The sequence below is a fragment of the Vibrio sp. 1CM24A genome, assembly GCF_023161725.1.
Classification (GTDB): domain Bacteria; phylum Pseudomonadota; class Gammaproteobacteria; order Enterobacterales; family Vibrionaceae; genus Vibrio; species Vibrio coralliirubri.
Map to the genome: position 1 here is coordinate 328473 of NZ_JALNTS010000001.1, position 23253 is coordinate 351725.

Annotated in this window: 21 protein-coding genes; 13 read left to right on the forward strand and 8 right to left on the reverse strand. The window is 42.9% G+C overall.

What is annotated here, in order from left to right:
• Positions 1-50: 50 nt before the first annotated feature.
• Together MSG38_RS01455 and MSG38_RS01460 are read left to right on the forward strand one after the other, a co-directional pair.
• Complete coding sequence (locus tag MSG38_RS01455; protein ID WP_193840422.1) at positions 51-1022, forward strand: diguanylate cyclase; 972 nt, start codon at positions 51-53, stop codon at positions 1020-1022.
• Positions 1023-1100: 78 nt separating this feature from the next.
• Positions 1101-2111 (forward strand): Solitary outer membrane autotransporter beta-barrel domain, encoded by a 1011-nt coding sequence (locus MSG38_RS01460; RefSeq protein ID WP_029235605.1) that lies wholly within the window; start codon positions 1101-1103, stop codon positions 2109-2111.
• Positions 2112-2254: 143 nt separating this feature from the next.
• Here the strand turns inward: MSG38_RS01460 and MSG38_RS01465 are convergent, their stop codons facing one another.
• Positions 2255-3496: a GGDEF domain-containing protein gene (locus tag MSG38_RS01465; RefSeq protein WP_248400805.1), complete on the reverse strand. Its 1242-nt coding sequence runs from the start codon at positions 3494-3496 to the stop codon at positions 2255-2257.
• 394 nt (positions 3497-3890) lie between these two features.
• Between MSG38_RS01465 and MSG38_RS01470 the strand changes: the two genes are divergently transcribed.
• The 9 genes from MSG38_RS01470 to MSG38_RS01510 all read left to right on the forward strand — a co-directional run bounded on the left by MSG38_RS01470 (position 3891) and on the right by MSG38_RS01510 (position 12512).
• Positions 3891-4259, forward strand: coding sequence for a late competence development ComFB family protein (locus tag MSG38_RS01470; RefSeq protein ID WP_017060104.1), 369 nt, complete (start codon positions 3891-3893; stop codon positions 4257-4259).
• A 39-nt stretch (positions 4260-4298) separates the two neighbouring features.
• Positions 4299-4580: an HlyU family transcriptional regulator gene (locus tag MSG38_RS01475; protein WP_004731023.1), complete on the forward strand. Its 282-nt coding sequence runs from the start codon at positions 4299-4301 to the stop codon at positions 4578-4580.
• A gap of 300 nt (positions 4581-4880) precedes the next feature.
• Positions 4881-6428 (forward strand): Re/Si-specific NAD(P)(+) transhydrogenase subunit alpha, encoded by a 1548-nt coding sequence (gene pntA, locus MSG38_RS01480; RefSeq protein WP_248400806.1) that lies wholly within the window; start codon positions 4881-4883, stop codon positions 6426-6428.
• Positions 6429-6438: 10 nt separating this feature from the next.
• Positions 6439-7836: a Re/Si-specific NAD(P)(+) transhydrogenase subunit beta gene (gene pntB / locus MSG38_RS01485; RefSeq protein ID WP_017064580.1), complete on the forward strand. Its 1398-nt coding sequence runs from the start codon at positions 6439-6441 to the stop codon at positions 7834-7836.
• Between the two features lie 289 nt (positions 7837-8125).
• Complete coding sequence (gene vxrA, locus MSG38_RS01490; protein ID WP_048608294.1) at positions 8126-9598, forward strand: sensor histidine kinase VxrA; 1473 nt, start codon at positions 8126-8128, stop codon at positions 9596-9598.
• Positions 9573-10232, forward strand: coding sequence for a response regulator transcription factor VxrB (gene vxrB, locus MSG38_RS01495; RefSeq protein WP_017060099.1), 660 nt, complete (start codon positions 9573-9575; stop codon positions 10230-10232). Before vxrA ends, vxrB begins: the two co-directional genes overlap by 26 nt.
• Positions 10232-11119: a DUF2861 family protein gene (locus MSG38_RS01500; protein ID WP_248400807.1), complete on the forward strand. Its 888-nt coding sequence runs from the start codon at positions 10232-10234 to the stop codon at positions 11117-11119. The genes vxrB and MSG38_RS01500 overlap by 1 nt, the downstream gene beginning before the upstream one ends.
• A 50-nt stretch (positions 11120-11169) precedes the next feature.
• Positions 11170-12318, forward strand: a complete 1149-nt coding sequence (locus tag MSG38_RS01505) for a conjugal transfer protein TraF (protein ID WP_248400808.1) — start codon at positions 11170-11172, stop codon at positions 12316-12318.
• 41 nt (positions 12319-12359) lie between these two features.
• On the forward strand, positions 12360-12512 hold the full coding sequence (locus tag MSG38_RS01510; protein WP_004731009.1) for a YoaH family protein: 153 nt from the start codon (positions 12360-12362) through the stop codon (positions 12510-12512).
• 717 nt (positions 12513-13229) lie between these two features.
• Here MSG38_RS01510 and MSG38_RS01515 read toward each other — a convergent pair.
• From MSG38_RS01515 to MSG38_RS01530, 4 genes are all read right to left on the reverse strand, one after another.
• Positions 13230-14498 (reverse strand): GGDEF domain-containing protein, encoded by a 1269-nt coding sequence (locus MSG38_RS01515; protein ID WP_248400809.1) that lies wholly within the window; start codon positions 14496-14498, stop codon positions 13230-13232.
• A gap of 708 nt (positions 14499-15206) precedes the next feature.
• A complete protein-coding gene (locus MSG38_RS01520) occupies positions 15207-15467 on the reverse strand; it encodes a hypothetical protein (RefSeq protein WP_248400810.1) in 261 nt (86 codons plus the stop codon).
• Positions 15468-15789: 322 nt separating this feature from the next.
• A complete protein-coding gene (yciH, locus tag MSG38_RS01525) occupies positions 15790-16101 on the reverse strand; it encodes a stress response translation initiation inhibitor YciH (protein WP_008221404.1) in 312 nt (103 codons plus the stop codon).
• Positions 16102-16104: 3 nt separating this feature from the next.
• The gene (locus MSG38_RS01530; RefSeq protein ID WP_052879566.1) at positions 16105-16473 is read right to left on the reverse strand and encodes a DUF3319 domain-containing protein; all 369 of its coding nucleotides are present in this window, start codon (positions 16471-16473) and stop codon (positions 16105-16107) included.
• A gap of 100 nt (positions 16474-16573) precedes the next feature.
• On the opposite strand from MSG38_RS01530, the gene MSG38_RS01535 reads away from it, so the two are divergent.
• Positions 16574-17542: a tyrosine-type recombinase/integrase gene (locus MSG38_RS01535; protein ID WP_248400811.1), complete on the forward strand. Its 969-nt coding sequence runs from the start codon at positions 16574-16576 to the stop codon at positions 17540-17542.
• A gap of 157 nt (positions 17543-17699) precedes the next feature.
• On the opposite strand, the gene MSG38_RS01540 is transcribed toward MSG38_RS01535, so the two are convergent.
• Positions 17700-18695 (reverse strand): D-alanine--D-alanine ligase, encoded by a 996-nt coding sequence (locus MSG38_RS01540; protein ID WP_248400812.1) that lies wholly within the window; start codon positions 18693-18695, stop codon positions 17700-17702.
• Positions 18696-18874: 179 nt separating this feature from the next.
• Positions 18875-19438, reverse strand: coding sequence for an SPOR domain-containing protein (locus MSG38_RS01545; protein WP_017069919.1), 564 nt, complete (start codon positions 19436-19438; stop codon positions 18875-18877).
• 216 nt (positions 19439-19654) lie between these two features.
• Here MSG38_RS01545 and MSG38_RS01550 point away from each other — a divergent pair, with 216 nt between their 5' ends.
• Positions 19655-22336, forward strand: coding sequence for a bifunctional acetate--CoA ligase family protein/GNAT family N-acetyltransferase (locus MSG38_RS01550; RefSeq protein WP_248400813.1), 2682 nt, complete (start codon positions 19655-19657; stop codon positions 22334-22336).
• On the opposite strand, the gene MSG38_RS01555 is transcribed toward MSG38_RS01550, so the two are convergent.
• Positions 22328-23215 (reverse strand): LysR family transcriptional regulator, encoded by an 888-nt coding sequence (locus tag MSG38_RS01555; RefSeq protein WP_048612676.1) that lies wholly within the window; start codon positions 23213-23215, stop codon positions 22328-22330. The two genes, MSG38_RS01550 and MSG38_RS01555, sit on opposite strands and share 9 nt — an antisense overlap.
• Between the last annotated feature and the right edge of the window lie 38 nt (positions 23216-23253).

Consider the following 23253-nt stretch of genomic DNA (forward strand, 5'->3'; position numbering starts at 1 on the left):
GCCTAAATTTGAGCTACTTTGAATATTCAACACTAGATAAAGGTGATGTGATGATAGAAAAGGGATCTTCGATGCGCATATTGCTGGTTGATGACGTTCAACTAGATAGGATGCAACTTGCTATCCGACTCAAGCAACTGGGTCATATTGTAGAAGCTGTCGGTAGCGGAAAAGAAGCCCTGAGTGTTTATTCTGATTTTGATCCTGAACTCGTGTTACTTGATATCAGCATGCCTGAGATGGATGGTTTCGAAGTGGCTAATGAGGTTCGAAGCCGATTCCCAGAATGGGTTCCCATCATCTTTCTTAGTGGTCACGAAGAACCTGAGATGATCGCAAAAGCGATTGACGCTGGTGGCGACGATTACCTGATCAAACCGGTGAACAAGGTCGTTTTAAATTCTAAGTTGATTGCGATGCAACGTATCGCGCACATGAGACGAGAGCTAAAACAGAGCACAGCCAAACTCGAAGAACTGAACATCCTTCTGCAGCAACAAGCCAACGAAGATGGCCTGACCAAATTGTATAACCGTCGATATATGGATACTAAGCTTGAAGAGAGCATAGCGTGGCACGGAAGACGTAATATATCCATGACAGTTATACTTCTAGATGTAGACTTCTTTAAGCCTTACAACGATAATTATGGTCATATTCAAGGGGATAAGTGCTTACAAGGGCTTGCTAATACCTTGAAACAGCTGTTTGTGCGTGCGGGAGAATTTGTTGGTCGTTATGGCGGTGAAGAGTTTGTTCTGATTCTTAGCGATACAGACACTGAAGGCGCTAAGGTACACGCGACTCGAGTTAAAGAGGCATTGCATGAGATGAACTACGCTCATGAACACTCAACGGTATCGGATAGAGTGACAGCGTCACAAGGTGTGTTGTCATTTGTGCCAGAAGGTAGCGAATCTATTGCGTCTATTTACGAAAAGGTCGATCAAGCGCTTTATCAAGCGAAGCAAAGCGGCAGAAATACATTTGTACAACGCAACATTTTGGAGCTTGCTCGTTAGTTGGCGAGCTCTTTTAGATATTTGAATTTATACTTCTAATAGCGTTTGAGCTAGGAAGTGCTTTAAGTGATAAAAGAAATGCCACATTCGAAGTCATTTTCTATGACTAACACATCTTGGACGCTTGCGGTTCCTCTATTTTTTACCGCTTTGCCGACCACGGTTAATGCCAATACGCTATCTGATCTTTTCCGAAAGGATCTAGAGCAGAGCTTTGCCACCAGTGTATTGCTCAACGACACCGATGTTTTCACTTTTGGCATCAACAACTTTGATCCCAATAAAGTATTTAGTTTGGACAATGAAGACATCGGTTCGAATGATTCGGTGAGTCGTCGACAAAACATTACCTCCCTGAGTTTGCCTTACACATTTGAACTACCCAGTTACATTGAAGACAACCATCAAGAGGTGACTCTGCGCTTGTCTGCATTGCGGATCGAGAATGATGTTGAGTACGCGGCAGCAAATAGAAACGACTTCCAAAAAGAGTCGGTAGTGTCTGGCTACGTGGAATTCGCGAATGTGTCCCAGTTAGACGAATATTGGAGCTTCAGCTCTGCTATCGGTAACCATATCTCTTACTACCGCAATGATTATGAATATCGCGCTTCATTGCTAAAGCCTATTCAAGACCAACTGGATGGCGTATATCTCAATACTGATGCTTGGGCTTACATCATCGAGCCTAAAATCAAGCTGATGTACGAAGATAAGAATGACTGGGGAAAGTATAAATTGAGCACCAGTTGGCATTACTTTAATGGCATCGGCTGGGGCGAGGCGAATAATGGCAATGTCGGTCATCCTGAAGGGTGGTATATCGCCAATGAAGCCAAGGTTTTCTATGATCTCGTGCGTTGGGATAAGAACATCACATCGATGTACTCGAGTATAAGACGAATTGATATTGGTGGTGACACGGTGGCATCTATGGGCACCACATCTTACTACGAGGGCAGTGTTGGTTGGTTGCTTAACCCAAACCTGTTTAATGAGTGGGTCGATAACGTGGGAATAGGTTTTACGATTAACTACGGAAGTAGCTTAAAAGGTGGCAGCTTGGTTATATTCTTCAACCAAGATTAAGCTCTTTTTTCCAGTTAAGCCCCTACGGCCTCAAATCAATGAGGCTAGTTGAACTTGGAAGTGATAGTTATTGAAGCAGTTCGCTATTAATGGCTTAAGCTATTTAGATCTCTAGCACTCAATATCTTCGCTATCAACTATTGTTAACGGTCAATACACAGTTTGTTTCGACCGGTTTCTTTCGCTTTATACAGCGCTTGGTCAGCAAGCTTCAACACCTCTTCAGGATGTCTGGTGGTTGTGCTATCAGCCAATCCAATACTCACCGTCACATTCACCACTTCCGATGGTTTACCGTTCTTGCCACGCTTTTTCATACCCACTTCATGATCGTCAGGGCGCTCGTGACTATTCCGAATCGTCATGTCGTAGTTTTGAACCTCGGAAATCAGAGCTTGAAGGTGCTCTTTAACTTGTTCTGAATGTTTGCCTTTGAAGATAATCGTGAACTCTTCTCCACCATAGCGATAAGCTTTAGCGCCGCCTGTGGTTTCCCTCAGAATGCGCGCCACCAGTTTTAACACATCGTCGCCAATGTCATGTCCGTAGGTGTCGTTGAATTGCTTAAAGTGATCGATATCGACCATCGCCATCGAATACTTCCGCCCCAAGTGCTTCATATCGACTTCTAAGGCGTGTCGACCGGGGATGTTAGTCAGTTGGTCATTAAAGGCCATATCATGACTGGCAGACATCACATAGACGATGATCAACGTGCCTGACAGCGAGAACATGGTGCTCGAGATGTACTGAACGTCAAAGAAGATGAACGTACAAGAAGAAAGCAGGATAGCGCTATAAACCACAACATCGATAGAGCGGTTATACACCAACACGAGAATGGCAGTAAGGCCAAGCAAGCAAAGGCTATATAACACTAAAACAAAAGGCAGTTTGGAGAAGTCTCTGACAATAAACAAAAGACCTTCACTCCATGATTCAAAACCGCCGGCATGGAAATGAGAGACGATTAATTGCGCCCACACCATAAATAGAATGAGAACGATGGCGTAGAGCAGCATCGACTTTGAGTTTACGCCGTTATCAGGGAAGGCATAAACAAGTAAGCAAGTGACCGGTACTAATGCTGCCAGTAACGACAGCTCTAATAGCGTTGTGCCAGTATTGAGAGGCGTTTGTAATCGAACTTGGATGATCAGGTAAGCGACAAGCATGGTCACCGATACCATCGCCATTCGACCTTGTCTGAATGTGTGGCATAGCAGAACCGCAACGCTCAATAAAATGTAAGGGAGGTTGCTAGCAAACCCTAAGTTTGAATCTGTCACGAGAATGACGTTGTTCATACCTACGAATAACATTGCTAATAGAAGTAAGGGAAAGCAGAATCGAAACATGCTCGACGTTACAAAAGAAGATGCCATTTATGTGGTGAGCCTAACTATAATGATTTTCTTATTAATTAATACTATACGTAGGATACGGTTAAACAAGCAATTGCCAAGCATTTTGCTTAAATGAGAGCAAAAACATAGCCATAGCTCGCTATTGGTGCAACCATTTTTATATGTATTTGAGTTGCTATTAACCATAGAACGAACTAAACAGTATATATGAGAAATTAATTAGTCGTTATAGATACTTAGCAAAATCTAGGTGGTTTGTACTTAATGGTTACATGATGACCAACAAGCGAGAACTGTAAATCTGTAATGAAGTTCGAGTAAGGTCTAGAACGGAATTAATGTAAGTTCTGGGATAAGGTTGTTGATTGATCAAAACTAGGTCATAAACAACCGCTACAAATGGAGGTATGGTATGCAAATTAGTGTTGATGTACATAACTATATGGAAACTCTGGTAGGTCATGTTTTGGCTACGGAGGAATATGTGTCTAGTTATACCAATGAACAGTTGGCCGACCTCGCGTGCTTGGCTTTAGGTCAGCTAAAACCTATCTATATTCGTTTTGATATCGATTTTCTCTCAGCATTGCCAGAAGACAAATTGGTGCTCTATAAACGCAATAGCGAGATCGCGGTCAAAAATGCTGAAAGTATGATCATTGACGATCGAAGACGTGAACGTGACGACAATGTGCCCGTTATATTTAGTCAACACAATTTTGATGATGACGTAGAATTGCAATGGTATGAAAAGCCGTTGTTGAACCGTAAACAGTCATGATAGTTTAGGGTGAATACGGTCATTTAAGGAGTAAAAAACGTGGGATTCTTTTCTAGATTATTTGGTGGCAAAGAAAAAACCGAACAAAAAGTAGAGATTGAGCCAGTCGAATATAAGGGTTTCAATATCTATCAAGATGCCATTGCAGAATCTGGTCAATACCGTGTTGCTGGGCGAATCGAGAAAGAATTCGATGGTGAAATCAAAACTCACCGTTTTATTCGTTCAGATGTTGTTTCAAACAAACAAGATGCCGATGAATTGATGCTCAAAAAATCGCAGATGTTCATCGACCAAATGGGCGACAATATATTTAGCTAACCAATTAGGGTTAGAATTGATGTTGGTCATAATTTAGAGAGCTTTCAGTGTATATGCTGAAAGCTCTTTTTAGTTTTAGGGACAAAGAACAGCTAGTAGGTTGTTATTAAAAGGATTATTTGCAAGTGGTTTGACCTCTTCGTTCTAGACGGTCGTCATTTTTTCAAATGAAGCGCTCAAATTCCATCCAAATCGTTATAAGTAATAACTTTTCCTGTTCTTTGAACAAAACGCTTGAAGTATTAGTTGTCGTTAGATACAAACGAATAAGTCATTCGTGCCAATAGTCAAGGAATAGCTATGCAAATTGGTGTACCAAGAGAAACGCTCGCAGGTGAAACGCGAGTCGCTGCTTCGCCGAAATCGGTAGAACAGCTTCTAAAATTAGGGTTTGAAGTTTGTGTTGAATCACAAGCAGGTGCGTTAGCAAGTTTTGAAGATGCAGCTTATGAACAAGCTGGAGCAAAAGTTGTCGCCGCAGATGAAGCTTGGAAATCCGATATTATCTTTAAAGTTAACGCTCCGATCGTTGACGAGTCTAAAAATGAAATCGATCTTCTTAAAGATGGCGCTACATTGGTCAGCTTTATTTGGCCTGCTCAAAATCCAGAATTAATGGAACAATTGTCCAGTCGTAACATCAACGTGATGGCGATGGATTCTGTACCACGAATTTCAAGAGCTCAGGCGTTAGATGCATTGAGTTCTATGGCAAACATCGCGGGTTACCGTGCTGTTGTTGAAGCGGCGCACGAGTTTGGTCGATTCTTCACGGGGCAGATTACAGCTGCGGGTAAAGTTCCACCAGCAAAAGTACTGGTTGCAGGTGCTGGTGTTGCTGGCCTAGCGGCAATTGGCGCTGCGGGTAGCTTAGGTGCGATCGTTCGTTCATTCGATGTTCGTCCTGAAGTTAAAGAACAAGTTGAGTCGATGGGTGCTGAATTCTTGGAAGTCGATTTCAAGGAAGATACCAGTGCTGGTGACGGCTACGCAAAAGAGATGTCTGAAGCATTCAATAAGAAAGCGGAAGAGCTTTATGCAGCTCAAGCGAAAGACGTTGATATCATCATTACAACCGCGCTGATTCCAGGTCGTCCTGCGCCTAAACTTATCACCAAAGAGATGGTCGATAGCATGAGCCCAGGCAGCGTAATTGTGGACCTTGCGGCAGCCAATGGCGGTAACTGTGAATACACGGTTGCGGATCAAGTCATTACAACGGCTAACGGCGTTAAGGTGGTTGGTTACACTGATATGGTTGGTCGACTGCCGACTCAATCATCTCAGCTGTATGCAACGAACCTAGTTAACCTGTTGAAACTACTTTGCAAAGAGAAAGATGGCAACATCAATATCGACTTTGAAGATGTTGTTCTGCGTGGTGTTACTGTCGTTAAAGAGGGCGAGGTCACTTGGCCAGCTCCACCGATTCAAGTTTCAGCTCAACCACAACAAGCTAAGCCAAAAGCGGCCAAACCAGAGCCTAAAGTTGAAGAATCTGTTTCTCCAATTAAGAAAGCGGCAGGCATGGCAATTGCTGTTGGTGCATTCGCTTGGGTAGCTTCGGTTGCTCCTGCTGCGTTCTTATCTCACTTTACCGTTTTTGTTCTCGCTTGTGTGGTGGGTTATTACGTAGTTTGGAATGTAAGCCATTCTCTGCATACGCCTTTGATGTCCGTGACTAACGCGATTTCAGGCATCATTGTAGTAGGTGCACTGTTACAAATCGGACAAGGAAGTGGCGTCGTCACGTTCTTATCATTTATTGCCGTATTAATTGCAAGTATCAATATCTTTGGTGGCTTTACCGTGACCAAACGTATGCTTGAAATGTTCCGTAAAGACTAAGGAGTAACAGATGTCTGAAGGATTAGTACAAGCAGCTTATATTGTTGCTGCTGTATTCTTTATTATGAGCTTGGCTGGGTTATCGAAACAGGAATCTGCGCGTGCAGGTAACTATTACGGTATCACGGGTATGGCAATCGCGTTGATCGCAACGATCTTTGGCCCTCACTCTGCAGGTATTGTGTGGATCATCATTGCTATGGTGATCGGTGGTGGTATTGGTATCCACTACGCAAGAAAAGTAGAAATGACTGAAATGCCAGAGCTGGTTGCAATTCTGCACAGCTTCGTAGGTATGGCTGCAGTACTTGTAGGTTACAACAGCTACATCGATCCACCTGCTGCTGTTTCTATCAACCCTGCAGATATTCATGCAGAGCACGTTATTCACCTTGTGGAAGTGTTCCTTGGCGTGTTTATCGGTGCGGTGACGTTCACGGGTTCTATTGTTGCGTTTGGTAAACTTCGCGGCGTTATCTCTTCGTCTGCATTGAACATCCCTCATAAGCACAAGTGGAACCTAGCGGCTATCGTAGTTTCTACGCTACTGATGATCATGTTCGTTAAAGCGGACGGCAGCATGTTCGCGCTAATGGTGATGACACTTATCGCATTCGCATTCGGTTACCACCTAGTGGCATCGATTGGCGGCGCAGATATGCCAGTAGTTGTCTCTATGCTTAACTCGTACTCTGGTTGGGCAGCAGCCGCGGCAGGTTTCATGCTTGCAAACGATCTGCTTATCGTAACTGGTGCATTGGTTGGTTCGTCGGGTGCGATTCTGTCTTACATCATGTGTAAGGCGATGAACCGCTCTTTCATCAGCGTTATTGCTGGTGGATTCGGCCAAGAAGTGGTTGTGTCTGATGGCGATGAAGAGCAGGGTGAACACCGCGAAACATCAGCTGAAGATGTGGCTGATATGCTGAAAAACTCAAAGTCAGTAATCATCACTCCTGGATACGGCATGGCAGTAGCTCAAGCTCAATACCCAGTACATGAGATCACTGAGAAGCTACGAGCGCAGGGCATTAATGTTCGATTTGGTATCCACCCAGTAGCGGGTAGGTTACCGGGTCACATGAACGTACTGCTTGCTGAAGCTAAAGTGCCTTACGATATCGTTCTGGAAATGGACGAAATCAACGATGACTTCGATGAGACAGATACTGTATTGGTAATTGGTGCGAATGACACCGTAAACCCTGCAGCACTTGAAGATCCAAACAGCCCAATTGCTGGTATGCCAGTACTCGAAGTTTGGAACGCTCAGAATGTTATCGTATTCAAACGTTCGATGAACACAGGTTACGCCGGTGTGCAAAACCCACTGTTCTTCAAAGAGAACACACAGATGCTGTTTGGCGATGCTAAAAAGAGCTGTCTAAGCATCTTAGAACATCTATAGAGATCACCTCTAAGCAATCTGTAATAACTCGATAAGGAGCTCATTTGAGCTCCTTTTTTTATCTTACGAAAGCGACTCTATGTGTGAGATCAGTTGCTAAGAAGTTAACGAAGCTTATGCAAAAACTTGTCGCAATTGAGGTTGGGCTGGTCAATCAGTCTACTAGTACGTCTGTATAGTATGGCAGTAATATATCGGACTTTATCTCTGTAACTCGCCATTCTCACTGTTTTTCATGCGGTTAAAAATTTATCTTTGATAGCGAATGGTATATATTTGGTTGATCTATATGAATTTGCGTTGGTTTGTGATCATCAAAAGAACATTTACTCTTCTTATCGCTACGTTGTCTGTGTCTGCAAACGCATTTGCTGACTCTTTACCTGAGCGTATCGATAATTTCACCAAACTCTTTGATCATGAAACGGCAATCGAATCTTACGATATTCGAGTGCTACAGGCTGATTATCCAACACGTTTGATCATGCCGTCTTCTATGCTGCCACAAACAGCAGAGTATCCATTAAAAGACATCCAGCGCTTATACCAGTTATCAAAAACCTGTAGCGGTAAACTGCCGTTAAGCCCGTTGATTACTGAGCCTTTAGTTTTTACTCGTGCAATGTGTAAAGGCACCAAGCTTTCTGACCGTTGGTTTAGCCGTAGTGGTTTAATTCACCCTGGTGGTGGTTCTTATGCTGCACGATACGTTGAGAAGTACCCAGAAAAGTTCGACTCTCTGAAGCGCTTTATGCATATTCAAGAGCGACCAAATACCGAACACGACGAACTGCTGTCTCGCTTGCAACAAATGGATAGCGAAGCCATCACCGCACTGCTTGCTGGTGCGAGTATGTTTGTTGAGCTCGATGAGATGTGGGTAAAACGTGGCGACAGATATTACCTGTATAAAGAATCAGTCTGGAACGAAAACGCTACGCTTGCAGGGTTATCGTTTAGCTTGTCTTCAGAAGGCAATAGCTGTTTTGTCCAGCGTGGTAACGTGTGTTGGGAAATAGAAGATCATTCAGAGCTTCTGCAAGTCGCCATGTTTATCTTGGTAATTGCCAACATAATGCTTGTCTTAGGTTGGGCGATTTACCGCTGGAACAGTAAGAAACAAGAGATGAAGAGTCGCATGCTGGTTCTTCAAATCCTAACGCACGAATTAAGAACGCCGATTGCGAGTTTGTCATTGACGGTGGAAGGGTTCAGACGTGAGTTCGAACACTTACCAGAATCGGTATATGATGAGTTCCGTAGGCTGTGTGAAGATACACGCCGTTTAAGACAGTTGGCGGAAGCAAGTAAAGATTACCTGCAATCAGATAACCAACCGCTCGCAACAGAGTGGGTGCCAAGTGTTGAAGAGTGGCTCCAATACAAAGTTGAAGAAGACTTTGCACCGGGGATTGAGCTACGTGTAAACAAAGATATAGCTGCAAAAGTGAACGTATATTGGTTAGGAACGTGTATCGATAACCTAATCAGAAATGCCGTGAAATACGGCGTGGCTCCAGTAATTCTAGAACTGAATACTTCTGACAAGAAGCTGACATTCAAAGTTATAGATAATGGAGACTTGTCTCGCAAAGACTGGGGGCAACTAAGAAAGCCATTCGTAAGTAAGAGTGGACTCGGTTTAGGTCTGACGATAGTGGAATCTATGGTTGGAAAAATGGGCGGTCACATGACGCTTATCGGCCCCCCAACAACATTTATTTTGGAGATACCTTGTGAAACAGACATTGCTTCTCGTTGAAGATGATAAAAATTTAGCTGACGGTTTATTAGTTAGCCTTGAGCAAGCTGGATATGAATGTTTGCATGCAGAACTGATCTCTGAAGTTGAAGGCTACTGGGAACAAGCGGATCTAGTGATTCTAGACCGTCAACTTCCTGATGGCGACTCAGTAGATTCACTTCCAGGTTGGAAGAAAAAGAAAGATATCCCAGTGATTTTGCTGACGGCTCTCGTGACAGTAAAAGACAAAGTAGCGGGCCTAGATTCGGGTGCAAACGACTACTTAACAAAGCCATTCGCAGAGGCTGAGCTGTTTGCTCGAATTCGGGCTCAACTTCGCCTGCCAGATTCTGAAGAACAAGATGCATCAAAAGTTATCGCTCAGAATCTTGTTATCGATAAAGCGACACGTGAAGTGTTTTTCAATGAACAGGAAGTAACGTTAACGCGCACTGAATTTGACCTTCTACTGTTCTTGGCAAGTAACCTTGGACGTGTGTTTACACGTGATGAACTGCTTGACCATGTATGGGGTTACAACCATTTCCCAACAACACGTACGGTAGACACGCATGTTCTGCAACTAAGACAGAAACTGCCGGGTCTAGAAATTGAAACGCTGCGTGGCGTTGGTTACAAGATGAAAGCGTAATGAGAATAGCCTTACTTCCACTATTAATGTTCTCTTGCGTAGCGAATACCGCGCAAGCAACGGATTGGTTTAAGAGCAGCGATGCTCTGACTCAAGTTCATAAACATCTGCTAGATAATGATTTACCTCAGATGTTTGATTCATTAGTGGAAGTTTGGCAAATCAACTCTTCTCAATCACGAGAAGATCACCTCAATGAACTTTTCGATCAAGCATTGAACAAAGATTGTGGTAAAACCCTCACCAGAAAAACACTACCGGATTGGATCAGTTCAGTCGTCGTTAAAAGACACATCATTCAAAGCCCTGGTCGAGATACCTTTCGAGTATCGATTAATGTCGAATCTGAAAACAACATTCAAGACATTACCTTCGAGAAGTGGGTCGATAAGATCGTTTCTTCGGACAGTGAGCTAACCAAAGACAGTGAAGTGGTTAACAACGCATCGGTGAGTCTATACCGAAAGCGTTACAATTTAGCCTCTCAACTTGAATCCGGTTTATATCGTTTAAGCGTAAAAGACGATGGCGGGAAGTCTTGGAGCACTTGGGTTGTTTTGGGTGAAGTCGCCATGCGTCAACAAGTTCGCTGGGCATCAAAAGACACTTGGCGAATCGATAAAAAAGAACTACTCAATCCTTATTGTCCGCTCCCTAAGCTCGAAATCGGTTTGTACGATTACGTTGATGAACACTATGAGCAGGTGTGGGGCAAGAGCTACGAATCTGATTATCCAATGAACCTCACTGGCGAAGAACTTCCCAATGATCGCTATGTTTTGGCGGTTTCAATGGTGCATTCACGCTGGCAAGGCGACATAGCGATAGAACAAGCACAAACTATCAGTAAAACTTATGATATTTCTAGCGAAGAAGAGTTAAAGTAATTTAAAATTGTGCCGTTAACTATGTAAGGGATCTAACAAAGATAAACGGCATGAAAAAAACTACAAAACTACTCGCAGCGTCAATTGCATTCGCCAGTCTTCCTCTTTCAGCAGCAAACTACGCCATTGAAGCGCGTGGTGATGCGATGGGTGGTGTTGGTGTTGTTTCAGCAAACTTCCTAACAGCTCCATTCTATAACCCAGCACTTGTTGCGATTTATCGTCGTAATGATGACATGGGAATGATCACGCCAAGTTTCGGCGGTAATTATAATGACCCTAAGGACATGAAATCGAATATCGATAGTGTCGTTGATGCGTCAAACACCGCAGACTTAGATGCAGCGCTTAACAAACTTGATGGCAACCAAGCTAATGTAGAATTGGGTGGTGTTGTCGCGTTTGCTCTTCCTAATCAGTTTGTCGCGGCAAACCTTTTCGCTAAAGCCTATACAGAATCATTTGCGACTCCTAACGTTTACACGACAGGTTCAGATGAAGACAAAGTAGAACTGTCTACTGTTGAAGCAGTTTCAATCGGTGTAGCAGAAGTTGGCCTTTCTTTAGCAAAATACCAAACTTTTATGGGGCAACACATCTCATTTGGTATCACACCTAAGATCCAACGTATTTACACGTACAACTATGTTGCGTCGGTTAATGATTACGATTTGTCTGACGTTAGAGAAAACAGCGATGGCGACACAGCGTTCAACATGGATGCCGGTGCACTTTGGTTTTTCGGCCCGTTCCGAGTGGGTGTTGCAGCAACTAACTTGATCTCTAGAGACATTGAAACCAAAGACACGACAAGAGTACTTAACAGCAGCACAAGTAGCGCGACCCACCAAGTTGGTGGTAAATACACTTACCAACTAGAGCCGGTATACACAGTGGGTGCAGGTATCGTTTCTGATTACTTTACGTTAAGTGTTGATTACGACCTAAACGAGACAGAGAAGTTTACTTCGTTCGAAGACAATGAACAGATGATTCGTGTTGGTACTGAAGTAGACCTGTTACGTCAGCTTAAGCTAAGGGGAGGGTATTACAAGAACCTAGCTTACTCTGATTCAGAAGGAACAGTGACAGCTGGTATTGGTATCTCGCCATTGAACTTGTTTCAGTTAGATCTAAGTGCTAACTACACAAATGAAAATGCAATGGGTGCTTCAATCAATTTCCTTGCTAGTTACTAACAGTCCTTATATAGTTCTGCTCCTAAATAAAGGAGCAGAGCATGCTAAACGACTTACCAACCCTTTCTCACGAAGAACAACAGAAAGCTGTTGAACGAATTCAAGAAATGATGACCCAAGGCATCAGCACAGCACAAGCTATCAAAATCGTTGCTGAGCAAATTCGCGAAGAAATGAGTAATAAAGAAGAGTAGGGCATCAGCCCTTCTTTTTTAACACTTTAGTGCACTATAACTAAATATTTTACCCTCTAGTATATTATCTCGTACATACCTACTCTTTAGTTACCCTAAATTCCGACCTGCCAAAAACTCTTAAATACTACTTATTCAATAAGTTACGTCAGAGTAATTAACTTTTCAGGTTTTTCTTAGCCTTAGGTTGTAATTAAATTACAGCAAGATCCGAAAGTAAAACAACCGTCACTTTAGGTGTCAGCATTCTTGTCGCTATAGCTAAGTCACTAAATATATAGCGTTTTTTAAGGCTAGTGACGTTGTGACTTGTATTTTTAACGGATGAGAATCCATGAATGTTCAGAAGAAGACAAATGAGGAGTTCATCGAAGAACAGGGCGAGACAAGCCACAGCGGTAATGTCCAAAATAAGCTTCGTTGGTACATATGTGCTTTACAGAACAAATATTTAGGTAGCTTACGAGGCGTAAAGGAGTTGTGTAGAAGTCGATTAAGGAACGACGCGTATCAATTTGAGAAAGCTAATGATGGCGGTATTACGGATAGTGTGTGTGCGAATCGATTAGAATTCTGATGAGAGAGCAAAACTTATGGGCTTGTTTAGTCAGCCGTTAAAAATGTAATTGCTGACTAAATAGAGAGTAGATATCGACAGGGTATTGATGCGTGTTGATAGAGCATTGAATATTGAACTGCAGGCCAGTCTGATGAGGCTTAGTCAAACGTAACAACTTGGTTTCGCCCGTTATCTTTAGCTTGATAGAGTGCCTTGTCTGCACGCTTAATGGCTGAACGAATCGATTCATTCTGTGTAAGTTGGGTAAAACCAACGGATGCGGTAATGTGAAGCCCTTTGGGCCAAGTGGTTTCGTCCATTGAAGAGTAGAGTTTGGCAATCGTTTCGTGACACTGTAGCGTTGTTTGTTCTATACAAACTAACAAGAACTCCTCACCGCCCCAACGATACAATAAGTATTGCTCACCAAGGTTGTCGATCACCGTTGAGACAAACAGAATAAGAACTTGATCACCGGTTTCATGACCGTATTGGTCGTTTACCTGCTTAAAATGGTCCAAATCAAACAGAGCAATGTGAATTGTCTTTCCTTGTTGTGCAAGACGCTCAAAGTCATAAAAGGTATCTAACGCTTCGGTTCTGTTACGACAGCCAGTTAGAGGGTCGGTAGTCGCCTTTATTTTTAACTCTTCGATTTCTTGGGCTAACAAACGCTGTTGGTTTACTGAAAACATTCTCGCTCGTCTAGCTACGTATGATGCCCCACAGACATAGCAGACCGCGTAGATTACCCATAAGCTAATTAAGATCTTCCATAGCATAACCTTGTTCATAATCTTACCGTGGAAAACAATGCTCTCGACTGTCAGAGTATGGTGGCCATCGAGCGTGCTAGCTCCCAGCCCCAATTCAACTGAAACAGCGTTAGTAATATCGACCGCGCTGTTGGTTATCGGGTGGTTGTAGTAGTCAATCCACCATAAAGGGACATTGAAGTAATCTAAATCGATATGTTTTCTATCGGGAAATGAGAAGTCTAAGCGATTGAACTTGTTAGAAATAGGGTCGCCTTGGACGCTGTAGTTTTCGTCGTGGTTACGTATGTAGAATCGAAACCTTGGATCCTCTTGACCTTCATATTCCATATTGATGGTGACAGAATCAAATGTGGAGAGATCTAAGCCTTTACCTTCAGTAGAGAGAACAAATTCAACCTCACAGAAAGGTGAACTATAGGTACGATTAAAGTCACACTGTAACTCAATTTTGTCTTTTGACTTGTATAACGACCCTATGGTGCCGCCATCATGGTCTCTGTCTGTATTTACGCGCGTAGGGTATCTGTCTGGTGTGATTATGTAATTCTTATCCATGATGGTATGGAAAGAGATCAGCGACAGCACGGTCATTGCCAGGCAAAAAACAGAGAAGAAGATGTTGAGTTGTCTGAATGCTTTGTCGCTCATAATATATTTCGTACGTAAACCTGTAACATTATGCGTGATGGAGTATGTAGGCGCAACTAGGGATTCGACTTTGGATTGAGTTTGGCTAGTATCGTTTGGTTAACAAGCCAGATACAGTCGTTCTTCACCAAAAAATACGCGCCCAGCGATCGATATATGCCTAAATAGCGTTGTTTTTGTTCGGTATTTATACGAAAGGTGACGTTTTTAAGGGGTTAATAATATAACTGTATAAACATACAGTTCTTGTTTGGGCTCTTTATTTTGTGTGTTCCATAGGACCAAGCTTTACCTGTACAGCTAGATACAGTGTCACTTTATTTGTTAATTACATAACCAATAAACGCTTTCTAAGTTTTTTAGTCTCAGGCGGTAACACCATTGCGACTTCAAAAGCGGGCATATCAGCTAGAGAAAACAGGTAAAGCAAAACAAAGAGCAATGGGTTTCAAGCAACTCTTAGGTTTATTACCAAAGCTACCTAAATCCGATTGAACGTAATTTTAGGGTAAACCGTGATTATGGATCTACCAAGTCTCGGTGTTGTGTACCAGCGTATAAGTGTAATGAATCTATGCAAACATGTTTGCGGTAGCTTGGCATGGTGTTTCAAACAACATAGGACAAGCATTGCCGTTTAATAAGCTAGCTGAACACAAAGTACTAACTCTAGAGAGAATCGTTAAGAAGGTTTGAAAAATGTGTGTGCTAATCTACGTAAGACACAGGAACTTTATTAGCTGATGGATTTAAACGAAAGCTCAGCATGTGCAGTTGATAGGAAACATTGGTCGCGTGTGTGAAATCTGGAAAATAAGCAACAGCAATGCTCACCAGAATCACACACAGCGCGGCGCGGTTCGTTAGTGCAAACAGAGAAGTGGGGAGATAAGTTAAACCAGATGGACAAAGTTTCTCGTCAATTAGGTTTGCTGAATGAAGGTTGGATTGTGTAGATGTTGGCCGCACATATAATTATTTGATTTCAAATGCGCTAAGAAAACTCTGAACGGCGCAAGAAGCGTGAGAGTCAGTTGAAACTAGGGTTTTAAGGACAAACGATGATAATACTACCTTTAGAATTAACTATACATGACTGCGTATTATGTACGTTATGTTAAATGTGTTTTGGTGTTTATAAGGCAGGTATCTTTGTGTGATGCCCTGCCTTTGTTTAGTGTCGATATTCTCTAAATTATACTGTGTATTTAACCATATTGGCTATTTACCATAAAATACCTAATAACCAGTGATAATAATCTTCGATTTTAACCCTGGTATTAGTTAGAGATTAACCGCCAGCAAATTTAACTTTGTAGCCTTTCTTTTCAAGGTGCGCTTTGATCTTGTCACGAGCATCACCTTGAATTTCGATGTTGCCATCTTTTACTGAGCCACCGCAGCCGCAAACTTTTTTGAGTTCTGCTGCCATTAGTTTTAATGGTGCGTCATCTAGGTCTAAGCCAGTTACGACAGAAACACCTTTGCCTTTACGGCCTTTGGTTTCTTTTTGGATTCGAACGATACCATCGCCTTTAGGACGTTGGACTTTCTCTTCTTCAGGCTTAATGCGACCTGTTTCTGTTGAATATACTAGGCTCATAATTTACTTCTTTTGTTGCTCTGCTTTTTGTTTTGCGAGTAAGTAAGCTTCTATATGGCGTTGAATTGCAATCTTGCCGCCTTTGATTAAGCGACCGTTAAACATGCAATACCACGCATTAGGCTCACCGGTGTCATTCTTGATTTGGTAGCCGTTGAAGTTTTCAGTCGAGCCACCAGTTCCTCTCGACTTATTTAATGACATGAATTCTTTTGGATCAATAATAGATGCGGTATCAATCCACCAATCAATACTCTTTTTCACGGCAGCTAGGTTGCCCTGAATAACGTTGTTTTTTAACTTAGCACGCCAAACTGTGTTGTTAGCATCTATCGATTGAAGATGGACGCTTCGGTAAATTGAATTAGCCATATCTATTAATCATCTTTCTGTTTTCACTGCATTAATCATAAGTATACTAATAATGATATCAAGCATAATATGGTAAAAACACCTGTCGAGGTATGGTAATTTGAGAAAAAAAGTCCCTATTTTAACCGACTCTGTGATAATTAATTCATTTGTTGAAAAATTAAACAGCAACGCGACAATAGAAATTATAGATGAGTTGACAGGATTTCAATACTCTCGCAATTCACTGTTGGGCATTTACAGTGATTGGAATCGCTATCATGCGTTCTGTACCAAACATCGGATTAACACACTTCCCGCATCTATAACTGCTGTTCGTCGTTTTCTTGAAACGGAGTCTAACGATAGAAAATACGCATCCTTAAAACGTTACACTGCAACGCTTAGCATGTTACACACTGTGTTGAGCTTTGCTAACCCGATCAAGCATAGGCAAGTTCGCTTTACCCTGCTCCACTTACAGTCTCATATGGCCGGTGACGCTAAACAAACCAATGCTATGACATCTGTGCATCTCACAGATTTAAATACGTTGCTCTCCCATGAGAAAGCAAACCTGAAAGAGATCAGAGACATCGCAATTTATAACGTGATGTTCGAGTGTGCTTTAAAACGCTCAGAGCTTAAGGTGTTATCGATGAGTGATGTTGAGTACGTTGAAGATCATTACCAAGTAACAGTCAAAGATTCGGCTTATCAGTTATCACAAGTAGCCAGTGTTGCACTTCAACGTTGGCTTTCGTTTAGTGGTATACAAGATGACTTTCCAGTATTTCGTGCGATAGACAAGCATGAAAATATTGGTTTGCAGCCTTTGGATGATTCGTCCATCTATAGGATATTGAGAAGAGCTAGCGACTTACTTCAACTGCCAGAAAATCACCATTTCTCTGGAAATTCGATTCGTGTTGGTGCCGCACAAGAGTTGTCGAAACAAGGTCTTAAGGTTAGAGATATTCAGGACTTTGGTCGTTGGCTCAGCCCTGCAATGCCAGCCCAATATGTAGGTTTCACGGGAACGGCAGAGCGTGAGAAGATGAAGTTTAAGGCGTTAATACCTTGGCAATGACGGTTCGCAGATTACTTGGATATTCTTACTTGGGTATAAGTTGTGGCTAAACGAAACATTCGTAAAAACGGTTAGCCTTAAAAATAAAAAGTGCCTTGGCAGAAAGCTCAAGGCACTGGTTGGTTCATCTCTAAGTGAACTAAAACGAGTTAGAAACCTAAGAAAGGCTTGTTCTCACGCAGTTCTCTAAGAACTGGCTGAATTTGTGACCGTCATGTTCTACCATTTTAGGGAACATGGAGATTGGCGTCATGCCTGGGAAGGTGTTGACTTCGTTCAGGTAGATTTCGTTGTCTTGCGTTAAGAAGAAGTCGATACGAGACAAATGACGAAGCTTCATCTGAGTGAAGACTTTTCGAGCGCTGTCTGCAATTAATTCACGCTGTTCGTCTGTTAAGTTACTTGCTTCAACTTCAGTAATCGAGTGACTGTCTGCACTGTACTTCTCTTCGTAAGAGTAAAATGCGCCATTCGGTGCAATCACCTCACCCGGCTTGCTGATATGCAGCTCGCCATCGATTTCATAAGCAGCAATTTCTAGCTCTCTAGGCACCACTGATTTCTCAACCAATACTTGGTCCGAGAAAGTGAACGCCTTGTTGATAGCCTCGCTTAAATCTTCTACTTGGTTAACTTGGTAACAACCTACAGAAGAACCTTGACGAGCCGCTTTCACGAACACTTTACCCCAATTTTCAAATGCTTGAGTTGCTTGTGAGTGAGCTTTGTCATTGTTGTCTGATAAGAACAGGTACGGCGTGTTTGGAATGCCGAGTGCGTCGTACCAAAGCTTTGACGTGATTTTGTTAAAGCTGTTGTTACTCGCTTCTGAACCACAACCTAGGTATGGAATTTTAGCCATTTCAAACAGGGATTGAATGTCACCTGTTTCACCTGGGAAGCCGTGGATGCAAGGCACAATGAAATCGACTTTAGATGCTAAATTGTCACCGCGTAAGGTTTGGTCGTTAATATCAAGATAAACCAATTCACCTGAATCAAGACACCAGCCTTCGTTTTTAATTTCAACTCTTACAACGTTAAAATCTGCAACGCTATTCAGTTGTTCAAAAAGGTAATTGGCTGAAACTAAAGATACTTCATGCTCTGAAGATCCACCGCCACAAAGTAGAAGGATGTTAATGGTGTTCATGGGTAAATTCGGTCCTTGAAACTAGGAATACTGACTTCAATGATAAACAAAAGTCGAAATAGGTACAGTGTTTTGAACGTTAAAATTGTGTTCGAAAGATCGAGCGATTAACTATTAAACAAAACTGCTTGTCTTAAAACAAAAGAAGGAGCATTTGCTCCCTCTTTCTGAATTAAAACTTAGTTCAACTTGTTAAGCGTTGGGTATTCAGAGTTCTTGATGTCATCAATGCTCTTAACGAACGGTTTCAAGTTTTGGAAAGTATTCGGCAGTGTTGAGATTGCCTTTTTAGCTTCTAAGCGCGTTGCGTAGTCACCATAAAGTACTGTGAACCACTTAGTGCCGTTAACCATTTTGTAATTTTCCCAAACTGGTTGAGAAGTCGTAGGTAGCATTTTCACGAAAGAATCGACTTTACTTTGGCTGCCAACAGCAACAACTTGAACTGTGTAACCAAAACGTTGGTTCATGTCTTGTTGTTTCTTGGTTGGGCCTGTCACTACTGCAACTGGCTTAGCTTGAGTCGTTTGAGCGACTTTCTGTTCAACAGGTTCGGTTCTGATAACGTTGACAACATTTTCTTCAACAACGCTTGTTTGCTCAGATTGAGATACAACTGGAGCTTCAACTTTTGCCGTTTTGTACTCTTCTTGATAACTATCTGAAGTGACATTGGTAACGTAGTCGTCAGATACACATGCAGCCAAGAGCAGTGGCAAAGTCACAATTGCAAATTTTTTCATGGAAAGCTCTATATCCTTAATAATAATTACTATAAATCATGCCGATACGTCGGTTTAGAATCAAGTTAACTTTGAGATTATACACCATTAGTGGGTGACCTATTTCACAAACTTTATGCAGTGTTTGCTTATTCATCTGAATTCGGTGAATTTGCCATCAACCCGTGAGTGCAAAGTAAGTTACGATGAACTTACGTGCATTGCTAGGATATGTCTATGAATCATCTTGATCCCCTACTTAAACCCCGTTCAATCGCTGTTGTTGGTGCTTCTCAACGAGAAACGCGCGCAGGGTATATTGTTATGAACAACTTATTGCACGGGGATTTTAAAGGTGCGGTGATGCCGGTTACGCCGAAATATGATTCAGTGGCCGGCGTGCTTTCTTACAAGAACATTTTATCGTTACCGATTGTTCCTGATCTCGCAATCTTGTGTACCAATGCGACCCGCAATGTAGCCATTTTTGAAGAGCTGGCTGAGAAAGGTATAGCCTCTGTTATTGTGCTTTCTTCAGACATGCAGCAAGAAAGCGATAATGGTGAGACGTATGATGAACGATGCCTAGCTATTGCCAAGAAGCACAACATTCGAGTGTTGGGTTCCAATAGTTTGGGGGTAATTGTTCCTTGGTTAAATTTGAACGCCTCATTCTCTCCAGTGACAGCATTACCCGGTAAGATCGCCTTTGTTTCTCAGTCGGCAGCTGTGTGTACCACTATTCTCGATTGGGCTAATGACAAAGAGATCGGTTTCTCGGCTTTTATCTCTATAGGCAATGGCAGCGATATCGAATTCTCGGAGTTATTGGATTATCTGAGCACCGACTCTCACACCGAAGCGATATTGCTCTATGTAGACAGCATTACTGATGCGAGGCGCTTTATTTCTGCAGCGCGTGCGGCTTCGCGCAACCGACGAATTCTGGTGTTGAAAGGCGGTCGAACGGCGAAAGGCAGAGCCGCAGCAATGGCTCACACTGGCGGAGCCGACACATTAGATATTATTTATGATTCCGCAATCCGACGCAGCGGCATGCTACGAGTTAAGAACTTACATGAACTGTTTGCTGCGGTAGAAACACTGACTCATTCAGTCCCCTTGCGTGGTGAGCGTTTAGCAATTGTTACCAACGGTGGCGGTCCTGCGATTATGGCGGTGGATACCCTATTTGACCGCGGTGGTAAGCTCGCAGAGTTTTCAGAAGAGACACTTGATAAGTTGAACAAAGTGTTGCCATCGAGTTGGTCTCATAGCAATCCTATCGATATTGTTGGAGACGCTGGTGATCAGCGTTATATCGACACCTTAAACATCTTACTCGATGGTGATGAAGCGGATGCGATTCTTATCATGCATAGCCCTTCTGCGGTTGCACATTCAGCTAAAACAGCAGAGCGAATTATTGAAGCGATTAAAAAGCACCCTCGCCACAAGCGCTTTAACATCCTGACGAATTGGTCTGGTGAGCTAACAGCAAGGCCTGCACGAAAGCTGTTTACCGAAGCGGGTTTCCCTACCTATCGAACCCCTGAAAGCTCAGTGGTCGCATTCATGCACTTAGTCGAGTACAGACGTAACCAACGTCAGTTAATGGAAACGCCGACTACTGCAGAAAAAGTACACATTGAAGATCTAGCAGATGCGAAAAATTGGATAGAACGACAATTACTGGATAAAGATACAGTAAGTCTTGATACTCACCAAAATAGCCAGTTTTTCAAGAGCTTCAACCTCGATGTGTTACCAACTTGGATCGCTTCTGACCCAAGTGAAGCGGTACACATCGCCGAAACGATTGGTTATCCCGTCGCAGTAAAATTACGCTCGCCGGATATTGCACATAAGTCAGACGTTCAAGGCGTAATGCTTAATTTAAGAAACAGCAGTGAAGTCGCTAATGCGGCTCAAGCGATTCTCGATCGTTCTCAGTTGTCGTTTCCTACAGCGCACATCCATGGCTTGTTGATTCAAGGTATGGCCAAGCTCGCGGGCGGCCAAGAACTGCGTATTAAGGTTACAACAGACGAAACCTTCGGCCCAATCATTTTACTTGGACAAGGTGGTTCGGAATGGGATGAATCGATTGATGCCGCAGCTGCTTTTCCACCGCTCAACATGACACTGGCGCGTTACTTGATTATTCGAGCAATAAAAAGTGGCAAGATTCGTCTACAAAAGCTTCCTAACCCGATTGATATAGAGGGCCTTTCTGAATTATTGGTACGTATATCGCAGATGGTCGTTGATTGCCCTGAAATACATGATTTGGATATCCATCCAGTACTCGCCAACGGAGACAAATTCACGATATTAGATGCTGATATCATATTGAAAGCCTACGAAGGGGATCCGCAAGAAAGGTTGGCCATTCGCCCTTACCCAGTCGAGCTTGAAGAACGTATCCAGCTAAAAGATGGAACCGAAGTGTTGTTACGCCCTATTCTTCCCGAAGATGAACCGCTGCATGCTGACTTCATTAACCGTGTGTCTAAGGAAGATCTCTATAAGCGTTTCTTTAGTGATGTCGGTGAATTCAATCATGAGGCGTTGGCGAATTTCACTCAGATTGATTTCGATAGAGAAATCGCCTTTGTGGTCGTTCGCGAGGAACAAGGCGTTCCAGCGATCATCGGCGTGTCCCGTGCGCTGATTAACCCTGAGAACACGGACGCCGAATTCGCAATATTGATTCGTTCTGACCTTAAAGGTGTCGGTTTAGGTCGCATTCTTATGACCAAAGTTATCGACTATTGTCGTGCGAAGCAGACTAAACAGATGTCGGGTATGACAATGCCAACCAATAGAGGGATGCTGACACTAGCTCAAAAGCTCGGTTTTAAGCTAGATATCAGTTTTGAAGACGGTACTGCAGATATGGTGTTACCGTTACTTTAACGCCCATGTCTTTTTAAGATGTTGGATACACCAAGACTTGGCGTCGCCCATTTTATTGCGTCGCCAAGCCATAACGATATCAATAGGCTGCGGCTCTGTACCGGAGATCTGCTGTAGTACGCCAGATTCAATCAAAGGTTTAGCGACACTATTCGGCAAAGTGCCAATCCCTAGTCCTGACGTCAAAGCCTCTACTTTCGCAGGAAAGCTCGTCACTGTTAAACGTGGCTGTTTTTCTAGAATATTGATGCTTAATGCTGGCTGATCGCGCGCGGTGTCTGCAATGGCAATAACCCTGTAACTTTCTCTCGCCTTTTGGTCGAATTCACCAGAACGTTTGTGAACATAGTGGTTCGATGCCGCTACCCAAACCATTTCCATTTTACCGATAACGTCACTTTTCATGTCGTTTGGGATAGTGTCAACCTTTGGGCACACCAGTAAATCTGCTCGGCCGTCTGAAAGGGATTCCCAACACCCTGCTAAGATCTCTTCTTGCAAACGAACACGTGTTTTACTGATTTTTCCTAGTTCATCTACCAGAGGGAAAAAGTTAGCAATCGGGATAATACCATCAAAGGCGATGGTCAAATCGAGCTCCCAACCATTGGCTAGAATGCTTGCCTCGTTAACAAGGCGTTCTGTTGCTCCAAGAATTACCCTACCTTGCTCAAGTATCAACTGGCCCGCTTCTGTGAAGTTTGCACGATGTCCAGAACGGTCAAAAATCATGATGTCCAGATCTTGTTCAAGCTTCTGTATTTGATAACTGAGTGATGAAGGCGCTCTGTCCATTTCATTGGCCGCAGCGGCGAAGCTTCCTCGTCGGTCGATGGCGTCTAGGATGTGTAACGCTTCAAGTGTTATTGGACTATGCATCAGTTTCCTACTTTATAAATGAGAGGTTAATCACAAAA

Coding starts and splice junctions, on each gene's coding strand:
- MSG38_RS01540 (WP_248400812.1), bottom strand. CDS start 18,695: ATGAACACCATTAACATCCTTCTACTTTGTGGCGGTGGATCTTCAGAG.
- yciH (WP_008221404.1), bottom strand. CDS start 16,101: ATGAGCCTAGTATATTCAACAGAAACAGGTCGCATTAAGCCTGAAGAA.
- MSG38_RS01530 (WP_052879566.1), bottom strand. CDS start 16,473: ATGGCTAATTCAATTTACCGAAGCGTCCATCTTCAATCGATAGATGCT.
- MSG38_RS01510 (WP_004731009.1), top strand. CDS start 12,360: ATGCTAAACGACTTACCAACCCTTTCTCACGAAGAACAACAGAAAGCT.
- MSG38_RS01470 (WP_017060104.1), top strand. CDS start 3,891: ATGCAAATTAGTGTTGATGTACATAACTATATGGAAACTCTGGTAGGT.
- MSG38_RS01455 (WP_193840422.1), top strand. CDS start 51: ATGATAGAAAAGGGATCTTCGATGCGCATATTGCTGGTTGATGACGTT.
- MSG38_RS01555 (WP_048612676.1), bottom strand. CDS start 23,215: ATGCATAGTCCAATAACACTTGAAGCGTTACACATCCTAGACGCCATC.
- MSG38_RS01465 (WP_248400805.1), bottom strand. CDS start 3,496: ATGGCATCTTCTTTTGTAACGTCGAGCATGTTTCGATTCTGCTTTCCC.
- MSG38_RS01505 (WP_248400808.1), top strand. CDS start 11,170: ATGAAAAAAACTACAAAACTACTCGCAGCGTCAATTGCATTCGCCAGT.
- MSG38_RS01550 (WP_248400813.1), top strand. CDS start 19,655: ATGAATCATCTTGATCCCCTACTTAAACCCCGTTCAATCGCTGTTGTT.
- MSG38_RS01500 (WP_248400807.1), top strand. CDS start 10,232: ATGAGAATAGCCTTACTTCCACTATTAATGTTCTCTTGCGTAGCGAAT.
- vxrA (WP_048608294.1), top strand. CDS start 8,126: ATGAATTTGCGTTGGTTTGTGATCATCAAAAGAACATTTACTCTTCTT.
- pntB (WP_017064580.1), top strand. CDS start 6,439: ATGTCTGAAGGATTAGTACAAGCAGCTTATATTGTTGCTGCTGTATTC.
- MSG38_RS01545 (WP_017069919.1), bottom strand. CDS start 19,438: ATGAAAAAATTTGCAATTGTGACTTTGCCACTGCTCTTGGCTGCATGT.
- MSG38_RS01460 (WP_029235605.1), top strand. CDS start 1,101: ATGCCACATTCGAAGTCATTTTCTATGACTAACACATCTTGGACGCTT.
- MSG38_RS01515 (WP_248400809.1), bottom strand. CDS start 14,498: ATGAGCGACAAAGCATTCAGACAACTCAACATCTTCTTCTCTGTTTTT.
- pntA (WP_248400806.1), top strand. CDS start 4,881: ATGCAAATTGGTGTACCAAGAGAAACGCTCGCAGGTGAAACGCGAGTC.